Annotated in this window: 24 protein-coding genes and 3 pseudogenes; 24 read left to right on the forward strand and 3 right to left on the reverse strand. The window is 32.0% G+C overall.

Going from position 1 to position 19,538, the window contains the following annotated elements:
- The first annotated feature begins 6 nt into the window (after window positions 1-6).
- The 22 genes and pseudogenes from rplF to rplT all read left to right on the forward strand — a co-directional run bounded on the left by rplF (window position 7) and on the right by rplT (window position 15,417).
- Window positions 7-555: a 50S ribosomal protein L6 gene (gene rplF, locus FNIIJ_RS00260; RefSeq protein WP_038436072.1), complete on the forward strand. Its 549-nt coding sequence runs from the start codon at window positions 7-9 to the stop codon at window positions 553-555.
- Window positions 556-557: 2 nt separating this feature from the next.
- Window positions 558-875, forward strand: coding sequence for a 50S ribosomal protein L18 (gene rplR, locus FNIIJ_RS00265; protein WP_051673229.1), 318 nt, complete (start codon window positions 558-560; stop codon window positions 873-875).
- Between the two features lie 6 nt (window positions 876-881).
- Window positions 882-1,379, forward strand: a complete 498-nt coding sequence (gene rpsE / locus FNIIJ_RS00270; RefSeq protein WP_038436074.1) for a 30S ribosomal protein S5 — start codon at window positions 882-884, stop codon at window positions 1,377-1,379.
- A 5-nt stretch (window positions 1,380-1,384) separates the two neighbouring features.
- Complete coding sequence (rpmD, locus tag FNIIJ_RS00275; protein WP_038436075.1) at window positions 1,385-1,582, forward strand: 50S ribosomal protein L30; 198 nt, start codon at window positions 1,385-1,387, stop codon at window positions 1,580-1,582.
- Window positions 1,560-1,976, forward strand: coding sequence for a 50S ribosomal protein L15 (gene rplO, locus FNIIJ_RS00280; protein ID WP_038436076.1), 417 nt, complete (start codon window positions 1,560-1,562; stop codon window positions 1,974-1,976). Before rpmD ends, rplO begins: the two co-directional genes overlap by 23 nt.
- Window positions 1,957-3,334, forward strand: a pseudogene (gene secY, locus FNIIJ_RS00285) (preprotein translocase subunit SecY). Before rplO ends, secY begins: the two are co-directional and overlap by 20 nt.
- Window positions 3,334-3,555 (forward strand): translation initiation factor IF-1, encoded by a 222-nt coding sequence (infA, locus tag FNIIJ_RS00290; RefSeq protein ID WP_038436077.1) that lies wholly within the window; start codon window positions 3,334-3,336, stop codon window positions 3,553-3,555. Before secY ends, infA begins: the two are co-directional and overlap by 1 nt.
- A gap of 14 nt (window positions 3,556-3,569) precedes the next feature.
- The gene (gene rpmJ, locus FNIIJ_RS00295) at window positions 3,570-3,689 is read left to right on the forward strand and encodes a 50S ribosomal protein L36 (RefSeq protein WP_038436078.1); all 120 of its coding nucleotides are present in this window, start codon (window positions 3,570-3,572) and stop codon (window positions 3,687-3,689) included.
- A 3-nt stretch (window positions 3,690-3,692) separates the two neighbouring features.
- The gene (rpsM, locus tag FNIIJ_RS00300; RefSeq protein ID WP_038436079.1) at window positions 3,693-4,070 is read left to right on the forward strand and encodes a 30S ribosomal protein S13; all 378 of its coding nucleotides are present in this window, start codon (window positions 3,693-3,695) and stop codon (window positions 4,068-4,070) included.
- The gene (gene rpsK / locus FNIIJ_RS00305; protein ID WP_038436080.1) at window positions 4,071-4,451 is read left to right on the forward strand and encodes a 30S ribosomal protein S11; all 381 of its coding nucleotides are present in this window, start codon (window positions 4,071-4,073) and stop codon (window positions 4,449-4,451) included. It abuts the gene before it with no gap.
- A 21-nt stretch (window positions 4,452-4,472) separates the two neighbouring features.
- Entirely contained in the window at window positions 4,473-5,093 is a 621-nt protein-coding gene (gene rpsD / locus FNIIJ_RS00310; RefSeq protein ID WP_038436081.1) for a 30S ribosomal protein S4, read from the forward strand.
- A gap of 2 nt (window positions 5,094-5,095) precedes the next feature.
- Window positions 5,096-6,055, forward strand: coding sequence for a DNA-directed RNA polymerase subunit alpha (locus tag FNIIJ_RS00315; RefSeq protein WP_038436082.1), 960 nt, complete (start codon window positions 5,096-5,098; stop codon window positions 6,053-6,055).
- Window positions 6,056-6,082: 27 nt separating this feature from the next.
- Entirely contained in the window at window positions 6,083-6,565 is a 483-nt protein-coding gene (locus FNIIJ_RS00320; RefSeq protein ID WP_158499130.1) for a hypothetical protein, read from the forward strand.
- Window positions 6,562-6,927: pseudogene (gene rplQ / locus FNIIJ_RS00325) on the forward strand (50S ribosomal protein L17); the annotation flags it as partial. The gene FNIIJ_RS00320 and the pseudogene rplQ, both read left to right, overlap by 4 nt.
- Window positions 6,928-7,154: 227 nt before the next feature.
- Window positions 7,155-9,794, forward strand: a complete 2,640-nt coding sequence (locus FNIIJ_RS00330; RefSeq protein WP_038436084.1) for a valine--tRNA ligase — start codon at window positions 7,155-7,157, stop codon at window positions 9,792-9,794.
- 61 nt (window positions 9,795-9,855) lie between these two features.
- Window positions 9,856-11,625: an arginine--tRNA ligase gene (gene argS / locus FNIIJ_RS00335; RefSeq protein ID WP_051673230.1), complete on the forward strand. Its 1,770-nt coding sequence runs from the start codon at window positions 9,856-9,858 to the stop codon at window positions 11,623-11,625.
- A gap of 29 nt (window positions 11,626-11,654) precedes the next feature.
- Window positions 11,655-12,044 carry a signal recognition particle receptor subunit alpha gene (locus FNIIJ_RS00340; RefSeq protein WP_038436085.1) on the forward strand — a complete coding sequence of 130 codons (390 nt, stop codon included), beginning with the start codon at window positions 11,655-11,657 and terminating at the stop codon, window positions 12,042-12,044.
- A gap of 146 nt (window positions 12,045-12,190) precedes the next feature.
- Window positions 12,191-12,415 carry a hypothetical protein gene (locus FNIIJ_RS00345; RefSeq protein ID WP_038436086.1) on the forward strand — a complete coding sequence of 75 codons (225 nt, stop codon included), beginning with the start codon at window positions 12,191-12,193 and terminating at the stop codon, window positions 12,413-12,415.
- Between the two features lie 23 nt (window positions 12,416-12,438).
- The gene (gene thrS / locus FNIIJ_RS00350) at window positions 12,439-14,346 is read left to right on the forward strand and encodes a threonine--tRNA ligase (RefSeq protein ID WP_038436304.1); all 1,908 of its coding nucleotides are present in this window, start codon (window positions 12,439-12,441) and stop codon (window positions 14,344-14,346) included.
- Window positions 14,346-14,858, forward strand: a complete 513-nt coding sequence (infC, locus tag FNIIJ_RS00355; protein WP_051673231.1) for a translation initiation factor IF-3 — start codon at window positions 14,346-14,348, stop codon at window positions 14,856-14,858. Before thrS ends, infC begins: the two co-directional genes overlap by 1 nt.
- Before the next feature lie 11 nt (window positions 14,859-14,869).
- The gene (gene rpmI, locus FNIIJ_RS00360; RefSeq protein WP_038436087.1) at window positions 14,870-15,067 is read left to right on the forward strand and encodes a 50S ribosomal protein L35; all 198 of its coding nucleotides are present in this window, start codon (window positions 14,870-14,872) and stop codon (window positions 15,065-15,067) included.
- A gap of 5 nt (window positions 15,068-15,072) precedes the next feature.
- Entirely contained in the window at window positions 15,073-15,417 is a 345-nt protein-coding gene (gene rplT / locus FNIIJ_RS00365) for a 50S ribosomal protein L20 (RefSeq protein WP_038436088.1), read from the forward strand.
- Window positions 15,418-15,428: 11 nt separating this feature from the next.
- Here the strand turns inward: rplT and def are convergent, their stop codons facing one another.
- The gene (gene def, locus FNIIJ_RS00370) at window positions 15,429-15,920 is read right to left on the reverse strand and encodes a peptide deformylase (RefSeq protein WP_038436089.1); all 492 of its coding nucleotides are present in this window, start codon (window positions 15,918-15,920) and stop codon (window positions 15,429-15,431) included.
- A gap of 15 nt (window positions 15,921-15,935) precedes the next feature.
- Window positions 15,936-16,340: a Holliday junction resolvase RuvX gene (gene ruvX / locus FNIIJ_RS00375; protein ID WP_038436090.1), complete on the reverse strand. Its 405-nt coding sequence runs from the start codon at window positions 16,338-16,340 to the stop codon at window positions 15,936-15,938.
- 39 nt (window positions 16,341-16,379) lie between these two features.
- Between ruvX and FNIIJ_RS00380 the strand changes: the two genes are divergently transcribed.
- Both FNIIJ_RS00380 and FNIIJ_RS00385 read left to right on the forward strand, forming a co-directional pair.
- Window positions 16,380-17,198, forward strand: a complete 819-nt coding sequence (locus FNIIJ_RS00380) for a 2,3,4,5-tetrahydropyridine-2,6-dicarboxylate N-succinyltransferase (RefSeq protein ID WP_038436091.1) — start codon at window positions 16,380-16,382, stop codon at window positions 17,196-17,198.
- A gap of 12 nt (window positions 17,199-17,210) precedes the next feature.
- Window positions 17,211-18,498, forward strand: a pseudogene (locus tag FNIIJ_RS00385) (CCA tRNA nucleotidyltransferase).
- Between the two features lie 23 nt (window positions 18,499-18,521).
- Here FNIIJ_RS00385 and lipA read toward each other — a convergent pair.
- Complete coding sequence (gene lipA, locus FNIIJ_RS00390; RefSeq protein ID WP_081823210.1) at window positions 18,522-19,445, reverse strand: lipoyl synthase; 924 nt, start codon at window positions 19,443-19,445, stop codon at window positions 18,522-18,524.
- Window positions 19,446-19,538: the final 93 nt, after the last annotated feature.

The following is a 19,538-nucleotide window of genomic DNA, read 5'->3' on the forward strand; positions in this document are numbered from 1 at the left end:
TTATTTATGTTAAGAATTCGAAATTTTACTCTTTCGATACCTAAAGGGGTTTCAGTAGAATTAAAAAACAATAATCTTATAGAAGTATTAGGAAATCTAGGAAAATTACAACAAGTATTCTCTTCACGAATTAAAATAGAATATAATGGAGAAAAACTCTTAGTGAAGAGAACTTCAGATAACAAGGAAGATCGAGCAATACATGGTCTTTATTGCTCAATTATTAAAAATATGTTTATTGGAGTCACCATGGGATTTTCTAAGGAATTGGAATTAGTAGGAATAGGATACAGAGCTTTTCATAAAAATCAACGATTAGAATTAAATTTAGGTTTTTCTCACAATATTATAATGGAACTTCCTATAGAAATTAAACTACAGACCCAATCTGAAAAAGGAAAAAATCCATTAATTATTCTTAAATCCTGTGATAAGCAACTATTAGGTCTTGTTGCTGCTAAAATTTATTCTATTAGAAAACCAGACCCTTATAAAGGAAAAGGAGTCAGATACGTAGGAAAATATATAAGAAGAAAAGCAGGAAAATCAGCTTAAAAATGTATAAAAAAAAGAATAAAATTTTTGGGACTTCAGAAAGGCCCCGTCTATCAATATATAGAAGTAATAAAGATATTTGTGCTCAAGTCATTGATGATTTTAAAGGTATTACGTTATCTTCAGCAACAAGTAAGGAAACAAATTTTAAAATAAAAGTAAGTAAAACTAAAAAAGCTACTTTGGTTGGTAAAAGATTAGGAGAAAAAACTCTTAAGTTAGGTATAAGTCGTGTCGTCTTTGATAGAAATGGTTATCTCTATCACGGCCGAGTCAAAGCCTTAGCTGAAGCAGCTCGAAAAGAAGGATTAGAATTTTAACCAAAAATGGAAAAAACAGTTCTTAATAAAAAAATTTCTAGACTTGTTGAAGTAGATAGAGTAGTAAAAGTAACCAAAGGAGGAAGAGGATTTAGTTATCGGGCTCTTGTAGTAGTGGGGAATGAAACTGGGATAGCCGGGTACGGTACTGGAAAATCTAAAGATATTTCTGAAGCTATTGCAAAAGCGGAAGCTAATGCAAAAAAAAATCTTTTTCAAATTCCTGCTGTTAATGGTAGTATTCCTCATGAACAAGAATCTCGTTATTCAGGGGCTTGTGTTTTTATGAAACCTGCTTCTCAAGGAACAGGACTTATTGCTGGTGGGGCTGTGCGCGCTGTATTAGAAGTAGTTGGGATTAAAAACGTCCTGTCAAAATCTAAAGGTTCTACTAATGCACACAATGTAGTAAAAGCAACGTTTAAAGCATTATCAAATATGCGTGATCTAAAAAATATTGCGAGAGAAAGAGGTGTTTCTATACAAAAAGTTTTAAAAGGTTAAAACAAATGAATAAAATTAAAATTACGCAAGTCAAAAGTCTTATCAAATGCTCTAAGAATAAAAAAAAAACTATTAAAGCCTTAGGGTTAAGAAAAATTAATCATCAGGTAGAGCATCTTTATACTCCTCAAATCCTGGGAATGATACGTAAAGTCAGGCATCTTCTCAAAATAGAAACAGATGAAATTTGTCAAAAATTGTAAACGTCTTGGTAGAGGGCAAGCTTCTGGAAAAGGAGGAACTTCAACACGAGGACATAAAGGAGCAAAATCACGTTCAGGAAATTCTACTAAATTTGGATTTGAAGGTGGTCAAATGCCTCTACAGCGCCGGATCCCTAAATTTGGATTTAAAAATATTCATCGGAAATGTTATGTTGGTATTAATATAGATGTCTTACAAAATTTAGTAGATAAGGGAAAAATTAAAACCGAAGTGAATCCAATAATTTTACAAAAACTCGGTTTAGTATCTAAAAATAAATTAGTCAAAATATTGGGTCGTGGAAAATTAACATCTCAAATAAATTTTTCAGCTTTAAAATTTAGCAAAAGTGCTCTAAAAGCAATACAAAAGGTTGGAGGGAAAATTTTTTAGTCCTCTAAAAAATCTTTGGAAAGTAGAAGAATTGCGTCACAGAATTATTGTTACGATTTTTTTTTTTATTAGTCTACCGTTTAGGATCTTATGTTCCTTTAGTAGGAATTAATTCGAGAGAGATAGGTGACTTTATAGAAAATCTGAATCCAAGTACCAAGAACATTATGCAGGTTCTTTCTTCATTTACTGGCGGTGCTTTTACCCATGCTTCAGTCTTAGCTCTTGGAATCATGCCTTATATCTCAGCCTCTATTGTTATCCAACTTATGGAAATTCTTTTTCCATCTCTAAAAAGAGAAGGGAGAAAAAAAATTAATTATCTTACTAAATGGCTGACTATAGGTCTTTGCCTTATTCAGGCCCCAGCATATATTGCAGCACTTACTACTCAATTCTTACCATTTTCTGATATTCCTAAAGCTTATCTATTAGATATAACAAGTTCCCAGGGAAAATTGTTTTTCTGGTTAATGTCTATTTTATTACTTACTACAGGAACATTATTTTCTATGTGGCTTGGAGAAAATATTTCCAATAAAGGAATTGGAAATGGGATTTCATTAATTATTATGATAGGTATCATAGTACGTTTTCCAGAATCCATAGTTATGGAAATCCTAAATAGAATGGAAGTAGGTCACGTTGGTCTATTTTTATTATTTTTTGAATTTATAATTTGGTTTTTTATAATACTATTTTGTATATTTGTTATACAATCCGTGAGAAAAATTCCTCTTCAATATGTCAAATATATCCAAGCAAAATATATTCAAAATTATTATTTTTCAATAAAACCGTCAATTCGACAATATATTCCGTTAAGTGTTCTAACGGTAGGAGTTATGCCTATTATATTGGCCCATGCCATTATGTTATTGCCAGTAATTTTATTTACTCATATTAGAAATGAAGAATTCAAACAAATTGTAGAAATTTTCCAAGATCTTTATGGAGTTTGGTATAATATAGTATTTGTTTTTCTTATCATATCCTTTACATTTTTTTATACCACAATTACTATTCCTGTAAATAAAATGGCGGATGATCTTAAAACAAATGGAGCATATATTCCAGGCGTCAACCCAGGTCAGGACACGATTGATTATATAGATAATATTTTGGATCAAATAACTTTTTTAGGAGCGATTTTACTTGCAATAATTGCCGTATTGCCCGCTATTGTGGTAAGAATAGGAGTTACTAAGGGATTTTCTTTATTTTACGGAGGTACATCATTATTAATTATTATAGGAGTAGTACTAGACATATCTCAACAAATAAACGCTTATTTGCTTAATATTCATTATGACGGAATGATGCAAGGAAAAAGATCTCTGATAACAAAAAATAAATAATGTCTAATAAAAAAGAATCTTTTATAGAGCAAGATGCTGAAATTATAGAAGCGTTGCCTAATGCAATGTTCCGCGCTCGGTTAGAGAACGGACATATTCTTAAAGTTTATATCTCTGGAAAAATTAGAAAGAATTATATCAAAATTCTTCCTGGAGATAAAGTTAGGATGGAAATTTCTCCTTATGACCTAACTAAAGGTAGAGTTATTTATAGATATTAGAATTTATAACAGCAATGAAAGTGAAAACCTCTTTAAAAAAAAGAAGTGTTGATTCTAAAATAGTAAGACGGAAGGGAGGACGTTTATATGTAATAGATAAAAAAAATCCCAAATTTAAACAAAGACAGGCATAGTATATGGCAAGACTTTCAGGAGTAGACTTACCTAAAAACAAAAGGGGGGTAATAGGACTAACGTATATTTACGGTATAGGAAAAAGTACTGCGAAAAAAATACTTTCCCAAGTCGGAGTCAATCCAGATAAAAAAATAAAAGATTGGAGTGATGAAGAAATTAATGACATCCGTAAAGTTCTTCTCGAAAGTGTAAAAACTGAAGGAGAACTTAAATCGGAATCCCAGATGAACATTAAACGGTTAATGGATATAGGTTGCTATAGAGGGATTCGTCATCGAATTGGGTTACCATTAAGGGGACAGAAAACTAAAAATAATTCTAGGACCAGAAAAGGGGTAAAAAAAACAGTAGCTAATAAGAAAAAAATTATTAAATAAATGAAAACACATGGAAAAAAGCAACAAAAAGTTGAAGTTGATATTATAGGTATAGCACATATCAATTCTTCTTTCAATAACATTATCATTACTTTAACAAATAAAAAAGGAGAGGTTATATGTTCTTGTTCTGCAGGGGAAATAGGATTTAAAGGTTCTAAAAAGAATACTCCTTATGCTGCTCAAATAACTGCTGAGAAAGTAGCTGAAAAGGGTTTTAATGCTGGACTTCGAAAAGTAGATGTTATTATAAAAGGATGTGGAATTGGTAGAGAATCAGCTATTCGTTCTTTGAATAAGGTCATTTCCGTTGTTAGTCTTACAGATCGTACTCCATTGCCTCACAACGGATGTAGACCTCCTAAACGTAGAAGAGCTTAATTTAAAAAAAAAAAAATAATTATGGCAAAATATATCGGACCTAAAACTAAAATTGCCCGTAAATTTGGCGAAAAGATCTTTGGTAAAGACAAATATTTTGACAGGAAAAAATATATTTATAATCAACACGGAAGTTATCATAGACGAGGAAAAAAATCTGGATATGCTCTTCAACTTTTAGAAAAACAGAAACTAAAGTATATATATGGGGTTTTGGAACGTCAATGTAGAAGAATGTTTAAAAAAGCATTAAGTATGAAAAAAAATACTGGGGAAGTATTTTTACAGTTATTTGAATCTCGTTTAGATAATGTGGTTTATAGATTAGGGATCTCTCTATCTCGTTCAGGAGCACGACAATTAGTATTACATGGACATATAACTGTCAACCAAAACAAAGTAAATATTCCTTCTTATTTATTAAAACCAGGAGATATTGTAGAAATTAGAAAAAAATCTCAAAATAATCCAAATATTCAACATGTTTTGAATTCCCATAACTCGTCTGGTCAAATAGTTGATTGGTTGGTATGGGATCAAGAAAAAATGCGTGGAACTTTTAAAAGTCTTCCTGAAAGAGAAAAGATTCCAGAGAATATTAATGAACGAATAATAGTTGAATGGTATTCAAAATATAAATAAAGATGACGATTGTAAATATTATACAACCTGAAAGAGTTCTCATAAAGAGTGAAACTTTGTATTCAGGCATTTTCGAAATTAACCCTTTGGAACCTGGTTTTGGAGTTACTATAGGGAATAGCCTAAGACGAATTCTTCTTTCTTCTTTAGAAGGTTTTGCTATTACTTCAGTAAAAATTGAAGGAGTCAATCATGAATTTTCGACAATAAAAGGAGTAATAGAAGATGTGACAGACATTATTCTTAATTGTAAAAAAATACGATTCAAAAAATCTAGTGATTTAAAAAGCACTAAAGAAGAAGTAACGGTTTGTATAACAGATAAAGAGAAAATTACAGCGGGAGATTTTGGACAATTTATTTCTGGATTTCAAGTATTGAACCCAGATCTTATTATATGCAATAAAAACAAATCTATTCCTTTTAATATTTTCTTTATTATAGAAAAAGGTCGTGGATATGTACCTGCTGAAGCAAATAAAAAATATGAATCTACCATAGGAACTATTGCGATTGATTCTATATTTACACCAATAAAAAATGTAAAATATACTGTGGAAAATTGTAGGTTTGAACCAAAAACAGATTATGAAAAACTTTCTATAGAAATTCAAACAGATGGTTCTATCTCACCTAAAGAGGCTTTGATAGAAGCTTCTAAAATTCTAATAAATCACTTTATGTTATTTAATGAGAATAATATTTCTACCGAGAGTCCAAATCTTACAGAACTTTCTGAATATACTGTATATTTTGAAAAATTGTTGAATTCTAATCTGTCCGAACTTGGCCTATCGGTAAGAGCACAAAACTGCTTAAAATCAGCAGAAATTTTTACGTTAAGACAACTAATAAGTAAAACCGAAACAGATCTAAAAAAATTGAAACATTTTGGAATAAAAACTTTGAATGAGATAAATATATTTTTAGAAAAAAAAGGTTTGGGTAGAGTTAAAAAATAATTCAATATGAGGACGATATCTTATACTATGGAAGGTCAATATGAACCCATAGAATTACGTTATGGAGGTCCACTGGGAAAAGAAGTGTTCAGAGAAAATGTGAATAGAATACTTTCTCAAGAACTGATTGGCGATAAGGCATTGCTAGGAATTTCTTTAGCTAAAGTATTAGTCGGGTTTCACGCTTGGACTCTACCCATGCTCCTCAATGGACATCAAGAATTAGCAGGTGATGAGGTAGCTTCTCAAGATGCATTATTACAAGCTGCTGAAGAACATTTTAAAGGAAGCGAAGGGATGCAACTGAAAGATATTACTTATTTATGCGAAAATTCTCACTCTATTGAAGACGTAATGGATCAATTAGTAGGGTACGCGAATTCGATGTGCGTATCCACGACGATTATCTCTCATAGTGAAACCGCTGTAGAACGTATGGCCAATAATAAACTTTTGCGAATTGAAGCTGCCTCTCAATGGAAAGCTTTCTACTCACCCTATTTACGATGATACACAGAAAAAAGATAAATCATCTTGGGAGAACGTCATCACATCGAAAAGCTATGTTGTCGAATATGGCCTGTTCTCTTATTCTTAAAAAAAGAATAAGTACCACTTTAGCTAAGGCGAAAGCATTACAACGTTTTATAGAGCCTCTTCTTACCAAGAGCAAAACATCTAGTACACATTCTAGACGCATAGTATTTTCATATTTACAAAATAAGTCCGCTGTTGTAGATATTTTTCTTACAGTGGCTCCTCAAATATTAGAGCGTCCTGGAGGTTATACCAGAATTATTAAAACTGGATTTCGATTGGGTGACGGTTCAGAAATGGCACTAATAGAATTAGTGGATTTTAACCCATGGTATACTAAAAAAAAATAATAGTAAGTGTTCAAGCATTTGGGATCGCTAGCTGGGGTTCTCATAATCGCGTACACGGGAAGTTATGCTATACAATATTCCGTCCTCACAGATTTCTCTATAAGCCTAGGACGAAAATCTAGGATAAAAAGGCTCTTTGAAAATCACTACGAGGTGAGAAATAGCCGCATCTGCAAATTAATTTAATCGATAAATTTTCTTTACAAAGCATTATGGAAATATTAACTCGTTACAAACCTCAAAATATTGAGAAACAAATATATAATTTTTGGCTTCAAAAAGATTTTTTTCATTCGATTCCTGATGAAAGGCCTTCTTATACTGTGGTAATTCCTCCACCAAATATTACTGGTATACTTCATATGGGGCACATGTTGAATAACACGTTCCAAGATGTACTTGTCCGTCGTTCTCGGATGATAGGTTACAATACGTGTTGGGTTCCAGGAACAGATCATGCTTCCATAGCCACTGAGGCTAAAATAGTATCTCATCTCAAAGAAAAAAAACTGACGAAATCAAAAATCGGTCGAGAAGCTTTTCTAAAATTAGCTTGGGAGTGGACTCATAAACATAGAGAGACCATATTGAATCAACTTAAAAAGCTTGGATGCTCTTGTAATTGGAAATATACAAGATTTACCATGGAGAAATCGCTATCAAATTCTGTTATTCGTTGTTTTATTGATTTATATAGACGCGGATTGATTTATAGGGAATACAGAATGGTAAATTGGGATACTGAGGCGAAAACCACTATATCAGATGAAGAGGTAATATATAAAGAATGTAAAGGAAGACTTTATTATGTAAAGTATCCTATTTTAGGTAAAAAAGAATATTTAATTATTGCCACTACTCGTCCAGAAACCTTGTTGGGTGATACGGCTGTTTGTGTTCATCCATCTGATGACCGTTTCTCCCATCTAAAAATTGGAGAAAGTATTTTGGTTCCCATTATTCAACGTATAGTACCACTTATAAAGGATGAATATGTGGATAAAGAATTTGGAAGCGGCTGTCTTAAAATGACTCCTTCTCACGACGTTAATGACCAAATTTTAGCTAAAAAATATCATCTAGAATTTATAGATATTCTTAATGAGGATGGGACTTTAAATGAACATGCTTTCCACTATCATGGAAAAGACCGTTTTCACGTGCGTAAAGAGATTGTCCAAGAACTAAGAGAAAAGGGTTTTTTGATCAAAGAAGAGTCCTTAATCCATAAGGTCGGCGTCTCTGAACGTACTGGATCTTTGATAGAATCTCGTCGTTCCATGCAATGGTTTCTAAAAACAAAAGATATGGCTAAACAAGCGATTGAAGCTGTAAAAAATGGAGAAATTCACTTTCATACCCAAAAAATAGAAAATATTTATAAAAATTGGATGGAAAATATCCAAGATTGGAACATTTCACGTCAACTTTGGTGGGGACACCGAATTCCAGTGTATTATTATAATAATAATATAGAAGATTATATAGTGGCTGAAACTAAGGAGGAGGCTCTGAATCTAGCTCGGAAAAAAATAAATTGTGAAAAAATAACATTGGATATGTTCAACCAAGACGAAGATGTGCTTGATACTTGGTTTTCTTCTTGGCTATGGCCAATTTCTGTATTTGATGGCATATCTAGCCCAAATAATAAAAGTATTCAATATTATTATCCAACTAAAGATTTAGTCACTGGACCTGATATTCTATTTTTTTGGGTAGCACGTATGATTATGGCTGGTTATACTTTTATAAATAAAAAACCATTTGAGAACGTTTGTTTTACTGGGGTTGTTCGTGATAATCATCACAAAAAAATGTCTAAGTCTTTAGGAAATTCTCCTAATCCTATTACCTTGATGAATCAATATGGGACAGATGGAGTAAGAGTAGGACTATTGCTTAATAGTAAAATGGGTAATGATCTTATTTTTAATGAAAAACTTTGTTTACAAGGAAGAAATTTTGCGAATAAAATATGGAATGCTTTCCGGTTGATCAAATCTTGGAAAACTGATTTTAATGCACCTATTTTAACTTATGAAAAGTTAGCTATAAAGTGGTTTGAAAACCGATTTTATCAGGTACTTGAACAAATAGACAAGTTATTTGAAAAATATAAAATTTCTGACACGTTAAATATCCTGTATAATTTTTTTTGGGATGATTTTTGTTCTTGGTATTTAGAAATTGTCAAACCCTCTTCAAAAGATTCTGTGTCAGATTTTCTATATTCAAAAACATTTCAATTTTTTGAAAATTTGATGAAATTGCTTCATCCATTTATACCATTTCTTACCGAAGAAATTTGGCAACAAATTAAAGTCCGTGCAGACAAAGAAGCACTTATTATTAGTTCATGGCCTAAAAAAAAACAAATGGAGGAAAAAATAATAAAAGATTTTTGTAAGATTATGCATCTTGTAATAGAGTTACGATCCTTAAGAAAAAGGCAGAGAATTTCTTCAAATATTTCATTTTTGTTGTCCACTTGTATTAATAATGAAAAATCTATATTCTATCCCGTGGTTTTAAAATTAGAAAATATTTCTGAGCTTTCTTTTCTGGAAGAGAAACCTATTAATAACAAATTATCTTTTTTAGTTGGTACACAAGAATACTTTGTGTCTTTTGAAGGACAAACTAATCTCTATGAGGAGATTCAAAAATTAAAAAAATCTATAGAATACTATAAAGATTTTCTAGCATATACAAGGGAAAAATTGTCAAATAAGCATTTTGTATCTAATGCTCCTCAAAGAGTAGTTAATTTAGAAATGAAAAAAGAATATGAGACCATAAACAAAATCAAAATGCTACAAGATAGACTTAAAATTATACTCGAAAAGTAAAAGTACGATCAGTTGATGTTTTCTTTAAATATATATTCATTAAATATAAAATCGGTTTTGAGTGAAAAGTACGTTGGAACGGCTAATTCCTGTTCTATATGAAGCTGTTACTCATGTAACAGGTATTAAAAATACTTTAAGTCTTGTAATTCAGTATACCAAAAAAGAATTTCCTGGATATATTACTTTAGTTCTTTTACCTTTAATGAAAATATTAAAGCAATCTCCTGAAAAAATGGGAAATCAAATAGGAAAATATGTTAAGAAACATTCCCAAATAATTCAATCTTTTCGATATATTAATGGTTTTTTGAACTTTGAATGTACTGATTCATATTATAATGAGTTATTAAAAGAACTTTCTAGTAGTAACTTTTTGACAACTACATCTTCAGATAAGAAGACTCTGATGATAGAATATTCTTCCCCCAATACTAATAAACCTTTACATCTTGGTCATATTAGGAATATGGTATTAGGTCATTCAATATCTGAACTTTTTAAATCTGTAGGAAAAAAGGTAATAAAAATACAGATTCTCAATGATCGTGGAATACATATTTGTAAATCTATGCTGGCTTGGAACAAATTCTCCGGAGGAGAAACTCCTGAAAACAGTGGTATGAAAGGTGATCATTTAGTCGGAAAATATTATGTCTGCTTTGAAAAGGCTTATAGGAAGGAAGTGAATGATTTATGTGCACAAGGTTTTGATGAAAAGAAAGCTAAGAAGGAAGCCCCAATTATGCAAGAAGTTCATCAACTGTTGCGTCTTTGGGAATCTGGAGATGAAAAAATTTTGGCTTTATGGAAAAAAATGAATAACTGGGTATACCAAGGGTTTAAAAAAACCTATAGACAATTAGATATTAATTTTGACTATACTCAGTATGAGAGTAATACTTACTTATTAGGGAAAAGAGTTATTGAAGAAGGAATAAAAAAAAAGGTCTTCTTTTATAAAGAAGACGGTTCAGTCTGGGTAGATCTTACTAAGGAGGGTCTAGATGAAAAGTTGCTTTTGCGTGCAAATGGAACAGCGGTGTACCTTACACAAGATCTTGGAACAACTATAGAACGTTTTGAAAAATATCCTATAGATTCTCTTATATTTCTCGTTGGAGAAGAACAAAAGTATCATTTTCGTGCGCTTTTTATCATCCTAAAGAAACTCGGATATGTCTGGGCAGATAAGCTTTTCCATCTTTCATATGGCATGGTAGAACTCCCTTCAGGCAAAATGAAGTCTAGAGAAGGCATTGTAGTAGATGCAGATGATCTGTTGGAACAGATGAACCAAGTGGCTAAAAAAATTACAAAAGAACTAGGAAAAGTCCATGATTATTCATCTACTGACTTAAAAACTCTAAGTTTAGGCGCATTGAAATACCATCTCCTAAAAGTCGATCCTAAAAAACGTATTATGTTTAATCCTGAAACTTCAGTAGATTTTAAAGGAAATACAGGGACTTACATCCAGTATACCTATTCTCGTATTCGCTCTTTAGAGAGAAAGGCTATGGCGATAGCATCGAAAAATATTCACCCGTATTCTCCAAGTGAAGAGGAAAAATATTTATTAAAAATCCTAGAACAATACCCTTCTTTAGTGAAAAGTTCTGCGGAAAATTTTAGTCCAGCTATATTGGCTAATTACATTTATGAACTAGCTAAATCTTTTAACGATTTTTACCAAAACGTCAGTGTAAAAATTATTCAAGATAAAAATCTGGATCAGGCTATTTTCCGACTAAAACTTTCTATTTTGTGTGGAGAAGTTTTAAAATTAGGCCTGAAACTTTTGGGAATCAATATGCCAGAACGTATGTAGTCTATGTTTGATATCCCGTCAAGGAAGTATTGAGTAAGATTTCAGAACCCATAAAAGAATTACGTCGTGTTTTACTTAATGCTGATGTGAATTTGAAAGTAGCTAAAAAAGTTCTAATAAAGATTGTACACAGTGAACTCGTAGAACTTCTGGGTCTACCAGGTAAAACAACTTTTTCCGTCAAATTAGCTTCTTACTTGTCCAGTAAAGAACGGAAAAATCCTTTATTAGTATCTGTTGATATTTCACGACCTGCAGCAATAGAACAACTTAAAAAATCATATGCGAGAGTTAAGTGTAATGATGTATTAATAATAGATCACGCAGGACGTATAGATGAAGCTCTGATGAATGAAATCAAATATCTTTATCAAGAAAGATGTCGAGACTCTTTTTGTAGACAGGACAAGATTCAGTGAATCCCGCACCACGATATTTTAAATTATGAAGGCGGACAAACTAGATGGAGCACTAACTATTCGAAGTGTTGGACCCATTAAATTCATAAGCACTGGTGAAAATATGAGTATTACGAGTTTCTGCAACAACTAAAAAAAATACCAGGATGAAAGAATTTTCCTTTAAAATCATTGAGGCTATTATCTATTCTCTGACTCCTAAAGAACGGAAACATCCTAATATTATCAATCGAAAAAACCGAATCGCTAGTGAGTCTGTAACCTCTGAAGAAAAATTTCTACTTAAGCAATTAGAACATATGAGAAAATTAATAAATCCTTCGATAAAAAATATAATCACTACTATTTTTTCTGTAATATCTGATCTATGACAGACTCTTCTTCTAAGGAAAAGATGATCTGTATCATGTTTTCTAACGGTAAATCAAAAAAATTTCCATTGGGAACTTTACCGATTGAAATAGTTCATAATATCAATAAATCATTAGCTAATCGTGTATTATCTGCTAGTATAGATGGAAAACAAATAGAACTTGATACTCCAATAACTCAAGATGTACATATTGAATTTTATACCTGGGAAGATCCGATGGGAAAAAAAGCCTTTTGGCATTCATCCGCACATTTGTTGGCACAAGCTATTTTAAAAATGTATCCCAAATCTCTATTAACTATAGGGTCACCTATTGAGAATGGTTTTTATTATGACGTTGATATGTCTCTTTCAGAGAAAGATTTTATTCATATTGAAACTATTATGATTGAAAATGCTAGAAAATGTTCATCTTTTCATCTGTATAAAGTTTCTAAAGTAGAGGCATTAAATTTTTATAACAAAAATTCTTATAAAACAGAATTAATCCAAAATTTGGAGTCTAGTAATATTACTTTTTGTCGTCACGACGATTTTGTTGATCAATGCCAAGGTGGGCATATTCCTGGTACTGGTTGTATTAAATACGTCAAAATTCTTAGTCTCTCCGGAGTTTATTGGTCTGGTGATAAAAACAACAAGCAAATTACAAGAATTTATGGGATTTCTTTTCCTAATCAAAAAGAACTTTCTGATTACTTATTACGTTTTGAAGAGTCTAAAAATAGAGATCATCGGAAGCTAGGAAAAGAACTTGGTTTATTTACTTTTTCAGAAAGAGTAGGATCTGGTCTCCCACTTTGGCAACCCAAAGGAGCTATTTTACGAAAGTGTTTGAAGGATTTTCTACTTCGGAAACAAAAAAAATATGGTTATGAAATGGTAGTTACCCCACACATTGGATATAAATCTCTTTATGAAATTTCAGGCCATTGGGATAAATATGGTAAGGATAGTTTTTGGTCTATATCCTCCCCTAATAAGGATGCCGAATTTTTATTAAAACCTATGAATTGTCCACACCATTGCGAAATTTACCTGTCCCAACAATGGTCTTATCGTGACCTTCCCAAAAGATTCTCTGAATTTGGTACTGTATACCGATATGAACAAAAAGGAGAACTTCATGGTTTAATGCGTGTTAGAGGGTTTACTCAAGATGATGCTCATATTTTTTGTACTACTGACCAGCTTTTAGAAGAATTTAAAAAAGTTATTGAATTGGTGCTCTATAGTTTACAATCTTTTGGGTTTAAAGATTACACAGCTCAGATCTCTCTTAGAGATCAGAAAACGCCTAATAAATATATAGGAACAGATGATAATTGGAAAAAATCTGAACATGCTATCATCCAGGCGGCAACAGATAAAAATTTAAAAATAAACATCTCCTATGGAGAAGCAGCTTTTTACGGTCCAAAATTGGATTTTATTGTAAAGGATGCTTTAGGACGGAGTTGGCAGTTAGGTACTATTCAGGTAGACTATAATCTTCCTGATAGGTTTAATTTACAATACAGAGGAGTAGATAATCAATGGGATCGTCCTGTAATGATACATAGAGCGTCTTTTGGTTCTTTGGAACGTTTTATAGCTATTCTCTTAGAGCATACTTCTGGTAATTTTCCTTTTTGGCTAGCACCGATTCAAGTTATGATTCTTCCCATAAGTTATAAACATATACTTTATGCAAAAAAAGTTTTAAATTTGTTATACGAATTTGATATTCGTGTCAATATTGATATTCGTGATGAGAAAATTAGTAAAAAAATCATAGATTCGGAGATGTCTAAAATTCCCTTCATGATATTAGTAGGAGATAAAGAGGTTACTTGCGGGAATATTTCCGTAAGAGCACATAAAGAAGGAAATCTCGGTGCTTATTCTAAAGAAGAATTTATAGATTTAATAAAATCTAAACTTGTATAATGAAGAATAAGAACCAGAAGACTAATCATAGGATCAATGATAGTATCACATCTATTGATATCCGTTTAGTGGGAGATAATGTCAAAAACGGAATATATTCCTTACGATATTCCCTAAATCTAGCTAAAAATCTGGGATTGGATTTAGTAGAAATTAATCCTAATATGTCCCCTCCTGTTTGCAAATTACTAGATTATAATAAATTTCTTTATGAACAGAAGAAAAAGCAAAAAAAACTTAAACAGAATCAGGTCAAAGAAATCCGTTTTGGTCCACAAATCTATGAACACGATTATGAATTTAAAAAAAATAATGCTAGAAAATTTCTACAAGAAGGATCTAAGGTGAGACTCATAGTATTTTTCAAAGGACGATCTATAATCTATAAAAACCAGGGCGAGGTCTTATTATTCCGTTTAGCAAGAGACCTTGAAGATTGCTCTAAGACAGAACGTATGCCTTATCTTGAAGGGAAAAGAATGTTCCTAGTTTTAACCCCAAAAATCATATAATTTATTTTACAATGTTTAAGTTGAAAACTAAGTCTAGCGCTAAAAAACGTTTTAAATTGACTTCTAATGGTTTGATAAGAAGAAAGCATGCTTTTAAAAATCATATCCTAACTAAAAAATCTATTCATAGAAAACGTAGATTAACTTGTTTTTCCATTGTTAGAAAATCGGATGAGAAAAATATCAAAAGACAATTGTTAATAGGTTAAGTGACATGCCAAGATCAGTGAACGCGGTGGCTTCCAAAGCCAGGAGAAAAAAAATACTTAAAACGGCGAAGGGTTATTATGGAGCACGAAGTAAGGTTTTTACTGTTGCTAAAAACGCTGTCGAAAAATCTCTCCTATACGCTTATATAGGACGTAAAAGAAAAAAAAGATCTTTTAGGAGATTATGGATTCAGCGTATTAATGCTGGCTCTAGAGAGTATGGATTATCTTATTCTAAGTTAATGAATAAGCTATCAAAAAATAATCTCAGTCTTAATAGAAAAGTCCTCGCCGACTTAGCTATACATCATCCTGATGCTTTTAAAGTCATTGTAGAAAAAGTCCAGTGAATTATTTAATTCTATAAATTTTTTTTTATTAAATTTCGTTTGAATGATGGAAGATAGTCTATAAATAATTTTCCATTAAGGTGGTCATACTCATGCTGTACTACCCTAGCTTCTATTCCATGAAGAGTCTCTTTGCATTTTTCCCAATGTTCATTATAATATTCTATTTCGATTTTTTTAGGGCGTACCACATTTTCTATAATTTTTGGTATGCTTAAACATCCTTCTTTATATTTCCAAAGATCTATATGGGCCTTTCTTATTTTAGGATTGATGAAAATCTCTTTAAAAGAACTCTCTCTCTCCGTCAGGAGAGAAATATCGACGATAAAAAGTTGGATACTCAAACCTACTTGAGGTGCAGCTAAACCAATCCCATTAGCTTGGTACATGGTCATAAACATCTTATTAATAATTTTTTGAATCTTTAAAAAGGAAGTTTCTACTTTTTTACATTTTTTCCTTAACACAGGGTCTCCATATAGAGAGATAGGTAACATCATTTAATTATATTTTCTCTATCCAAGATAATCTTGTAAAATTAATACAGCGCTTATTTCATCAATTAGCGCTTTATTCTTCCTATATTTTTTTTTTAATTTAATATATGTTATAGAATCTTTAGCTATTTTTGAAGTAAAACGTTCATCTACACGAACTACAGGAATTTTTTCAAAAATTGATCGAAAATTTTTAATAAATGTTTGAATATCCTTTTCGAGATCAAAGTATTGATTTTTCCATTTTTTAGGATCTCCTACAATTAGTGTCTTAACTCTCTCTTTATAGAGGTACGAATTTAAAAAAATCATTAATTCTGATGTTTTCACAGTTTTTAATCCGAAAGCAATCATTCCAAACGGATCAGTTACTGCCAATCCTGTTCTCTTTTTTCCATAATCTATGGCTAATATTCGTGACACTCTCTATATAAATTTTTTGTTATAGAAACCCTGAGAATTATGCAAGAAGATCTTAAAAAACAGATAGACATTGCTTGGAAAAGCAAAAAAAAACGTTTCACTGATGAAACTAAAAGAATAGTATTTCAGACCATTTCAAAGCTTGATAGTGGAGAGATTAGAGTTGCACAGTCTACAGAAGAAGGATGGAAAATGAACGAATGGATAAAAAAGGCAATACTCATGTATTTTTCTATAAGAGAGATGAAAACGTATGAATTGGGTCCGTTAGAATTTCATGATAAGATTCCTATTAAATCAGAATATAATAAAAAAGATGTCCGTGTAGTTCCCCATGCCATTGCTAGATATGGATCTTATCTTTCTAAAGGGGTTATATTGATGCCTTCTTATGTTAATATAGGTGCTTACATAGGTCATAACACAATGATAGATACTTGGGCAACGGTTGGAAGTTGTGCCCAGATTGGTTCACGTGTTCACGTAAGTGGTGGTGTCGGTATTGGCGGAGTCCTAGAACCTTTACAAGCAGTTCCAGTAATCATTGAAGATGATGTTTTTATAGGATCTAGATGTATAGTAGTAGAGGGAGTGCATGTAGAAAAAGAAGCAGTTTTAGGAGCGGGGGTTATTCTCACTGGTTCGACTAAAATTATAGATGTTACAGGGCCATTTTCTCTAGAAATTAGAGGCCGGATTCCCAGTAGATCAGTGGTTATTCCAGGGACCTATCCTAAGAATTTTCCTTCAGGAATTTACCAGGTTCCTTGCGCACTTATTATAGGAAAACGTAAAGAAAGTACAGATAAAAAAACTTCTTTGAATGAAACTCTTCGTGAATATTCTTTATCTGTTTAATAAGAAGAGACTATGTATTTGAATAGCGCTATTAAAAATAGAATATTTAGGAGTCTATCATCTTCAGAAATGAACCCAGATTACTATGTCATAGGAGGGTCTGATGTTCTTCTTAAGAAGCCTAAATATATTGATATAGTAACAGTGGCAGTTTCTAAACGCTTGAATATTTCTTATCAAAGAACCTGTTTTAAAAACTTTGGTACAGCTATTCTAAAATATAGGAATCATGAAATTGAATTCATAGGAGCTCGTAAAGAATCTGACAGAAATGATAGCCGTAAACCCATTGGTTCTTACGACCAAAAACGTAGGGATCAGGCGATAAGCCTGAATACGTTTAATTATGGTAAATTAATTGATGGACTTTCTGAATCTAAAGATTATTCGTCTCCATGGGTTACTTATTCTTCCGATACATTGCGAATGTTGCGAGCTCTCCGATTTTCTAGCCAGCTTGATAAGGCGATTTGTCTACAAAAAAAATAGTATCCATATCGTTTCTATTGAACGAATCATGGAAGAATTTAATAAGATTATGCTTTCACGTAAACCTTCTGTTGGGTTAAAACTTTTGCACAAATCTGGATTGTTATCAAAGATTTTACCAGAACTGACTGATCTCGAAGGAGTCGAAGAAAAAGAAGGACATTATCATAAGGATAATTTTTTTCACACTCTTGAGGTAGTAGATAATATAAGTAAAGTCTCAGATTCACTTTGGTTACGATGGGCGGCTCTTTTGCATGATATTGGAAAATCTCTCACTAAAAAATATGTCTCACCTATAGGGTGGACGTTTCATTCTCATGAATTTGTAGGATCACGTATGATTATAACATTGTTTCAAAGATTGAAATTCCCTATGGGATCTACTGTGAAATATGTTAAGAAAATTGTTCAATTGAGTTCACGACCTATAGCTTTGGTGAGTAAAGAAGCGACTGATTCAGCATTTCGTCGTTTATTATTTGATGCTGGAAAAGATATTGATGATCTCATGTTGCTATGTAAAGCAGATATTACCACAAAAAATTCTGAAAAACGATATCGTTATAAGAATAATTTTGCCTTAGTGGAAAAAAAATTGCTTCAGATTGAAGAAAAAGATAGAATCCGGAATTGGCAATCTCCAATTTCAGGAGAAGAAATTATGAAAATTTTTAATTTACGTCCCTCTCCTAAAGTTGGAATTATAAAAAAGTCCATAAAGGAAGCGGTTTTAGAGGGAAAGATTGCTACCGATAGGGAATCAGTATATTCCTTTATTCTTAAAAAGGGTAAAGAATTAGGTTGGTAATACGGACTGCGTCCCCTGGCTGCTTAATGCAGGTGTTTATATGCATGATAAGAAGAACGCACTAAAGCCCCGCTTTCTACATGTCTAAATCCCATTTTTAACCCTATTTCTTCATATTTTTTAAATTGTTTTGGAGTTATAAATTCTTTTACCGGTATCTGTTTTTTTGTCGGTTGTAAATACTGTCCTATAGTAAGGATATCTACGCCTGAAGATTTTAAAACTTCCATAAGTTCAAGAACTTCTATTTCAGTTTCTCCCAATCCTAGCATAATTCCACTCTTTATTCGAGGTTGTCCCATTCTTTTTAAATAACGTAATACTTCGAGGCTACGATCATATTTAGCTTGTATTCTTACCTCTCTACTTAGTCTCGAAATCGTTTCCATATTATGAGAAATAACTTCTGGACGTTCCCGAAGGATTTTATCTAAAAAAAATGTATTTCCTTTAAAATCAGGTATAAGAGTTTCTAGTGTGGTGCTTGGATTGAATATCCTAATTTTTCGTATGGTATCTACCCAAATAAACGAACCCATATCCTTTAGATCGTCTCGATTTACCGAAGTAATAACTGCATGTTTGATATGCATTAGTTTTATAGAGATAGCTATCTTTTTAGGCTCTTCCCAGTCAATATTTTCTGGTCTGCCTGTTTTGACGCCACAAAATCTACAAGATCTCGTACAAATATTTCCAAGAATCATAAAAGTAGCTACTCCTCTACCCCAGCATTCTCCTATATTTGGGCATATTCCACTTTGACAAATGGTATGAAGATTATATTGGTCAACCAACCTACGAATTTTCCTATAATTTTCTCCTGTAGGTAATTTAACACGAATCCAATTAGGTTTAACATAATTTTCTCTCATAGTTTCAATCTCCTGTTTTACGGGGTCTCTTGATTCTTGGGCTACTAGGTGATCACGGCAGGAGGGGGACATACAGACTTCTTAAGTTTTATTAAAACCGACATTCTCCTCTTCTAGATCATACTAGCCGAATAAGTTACTAAATTTGAGGACATCAGAAAATAA

Source organism: Candidatus Walczuchella monophlebidarum, from assembly GCF_000709555.1.
GTDB classification, from domain to species: domain Bacteria; phylum Bacteroidota; class Bacteroidia; order Flavobacteriales; family Blattabacteriaceae; genus Walczuchella; species Walczuchella monophlebidarum.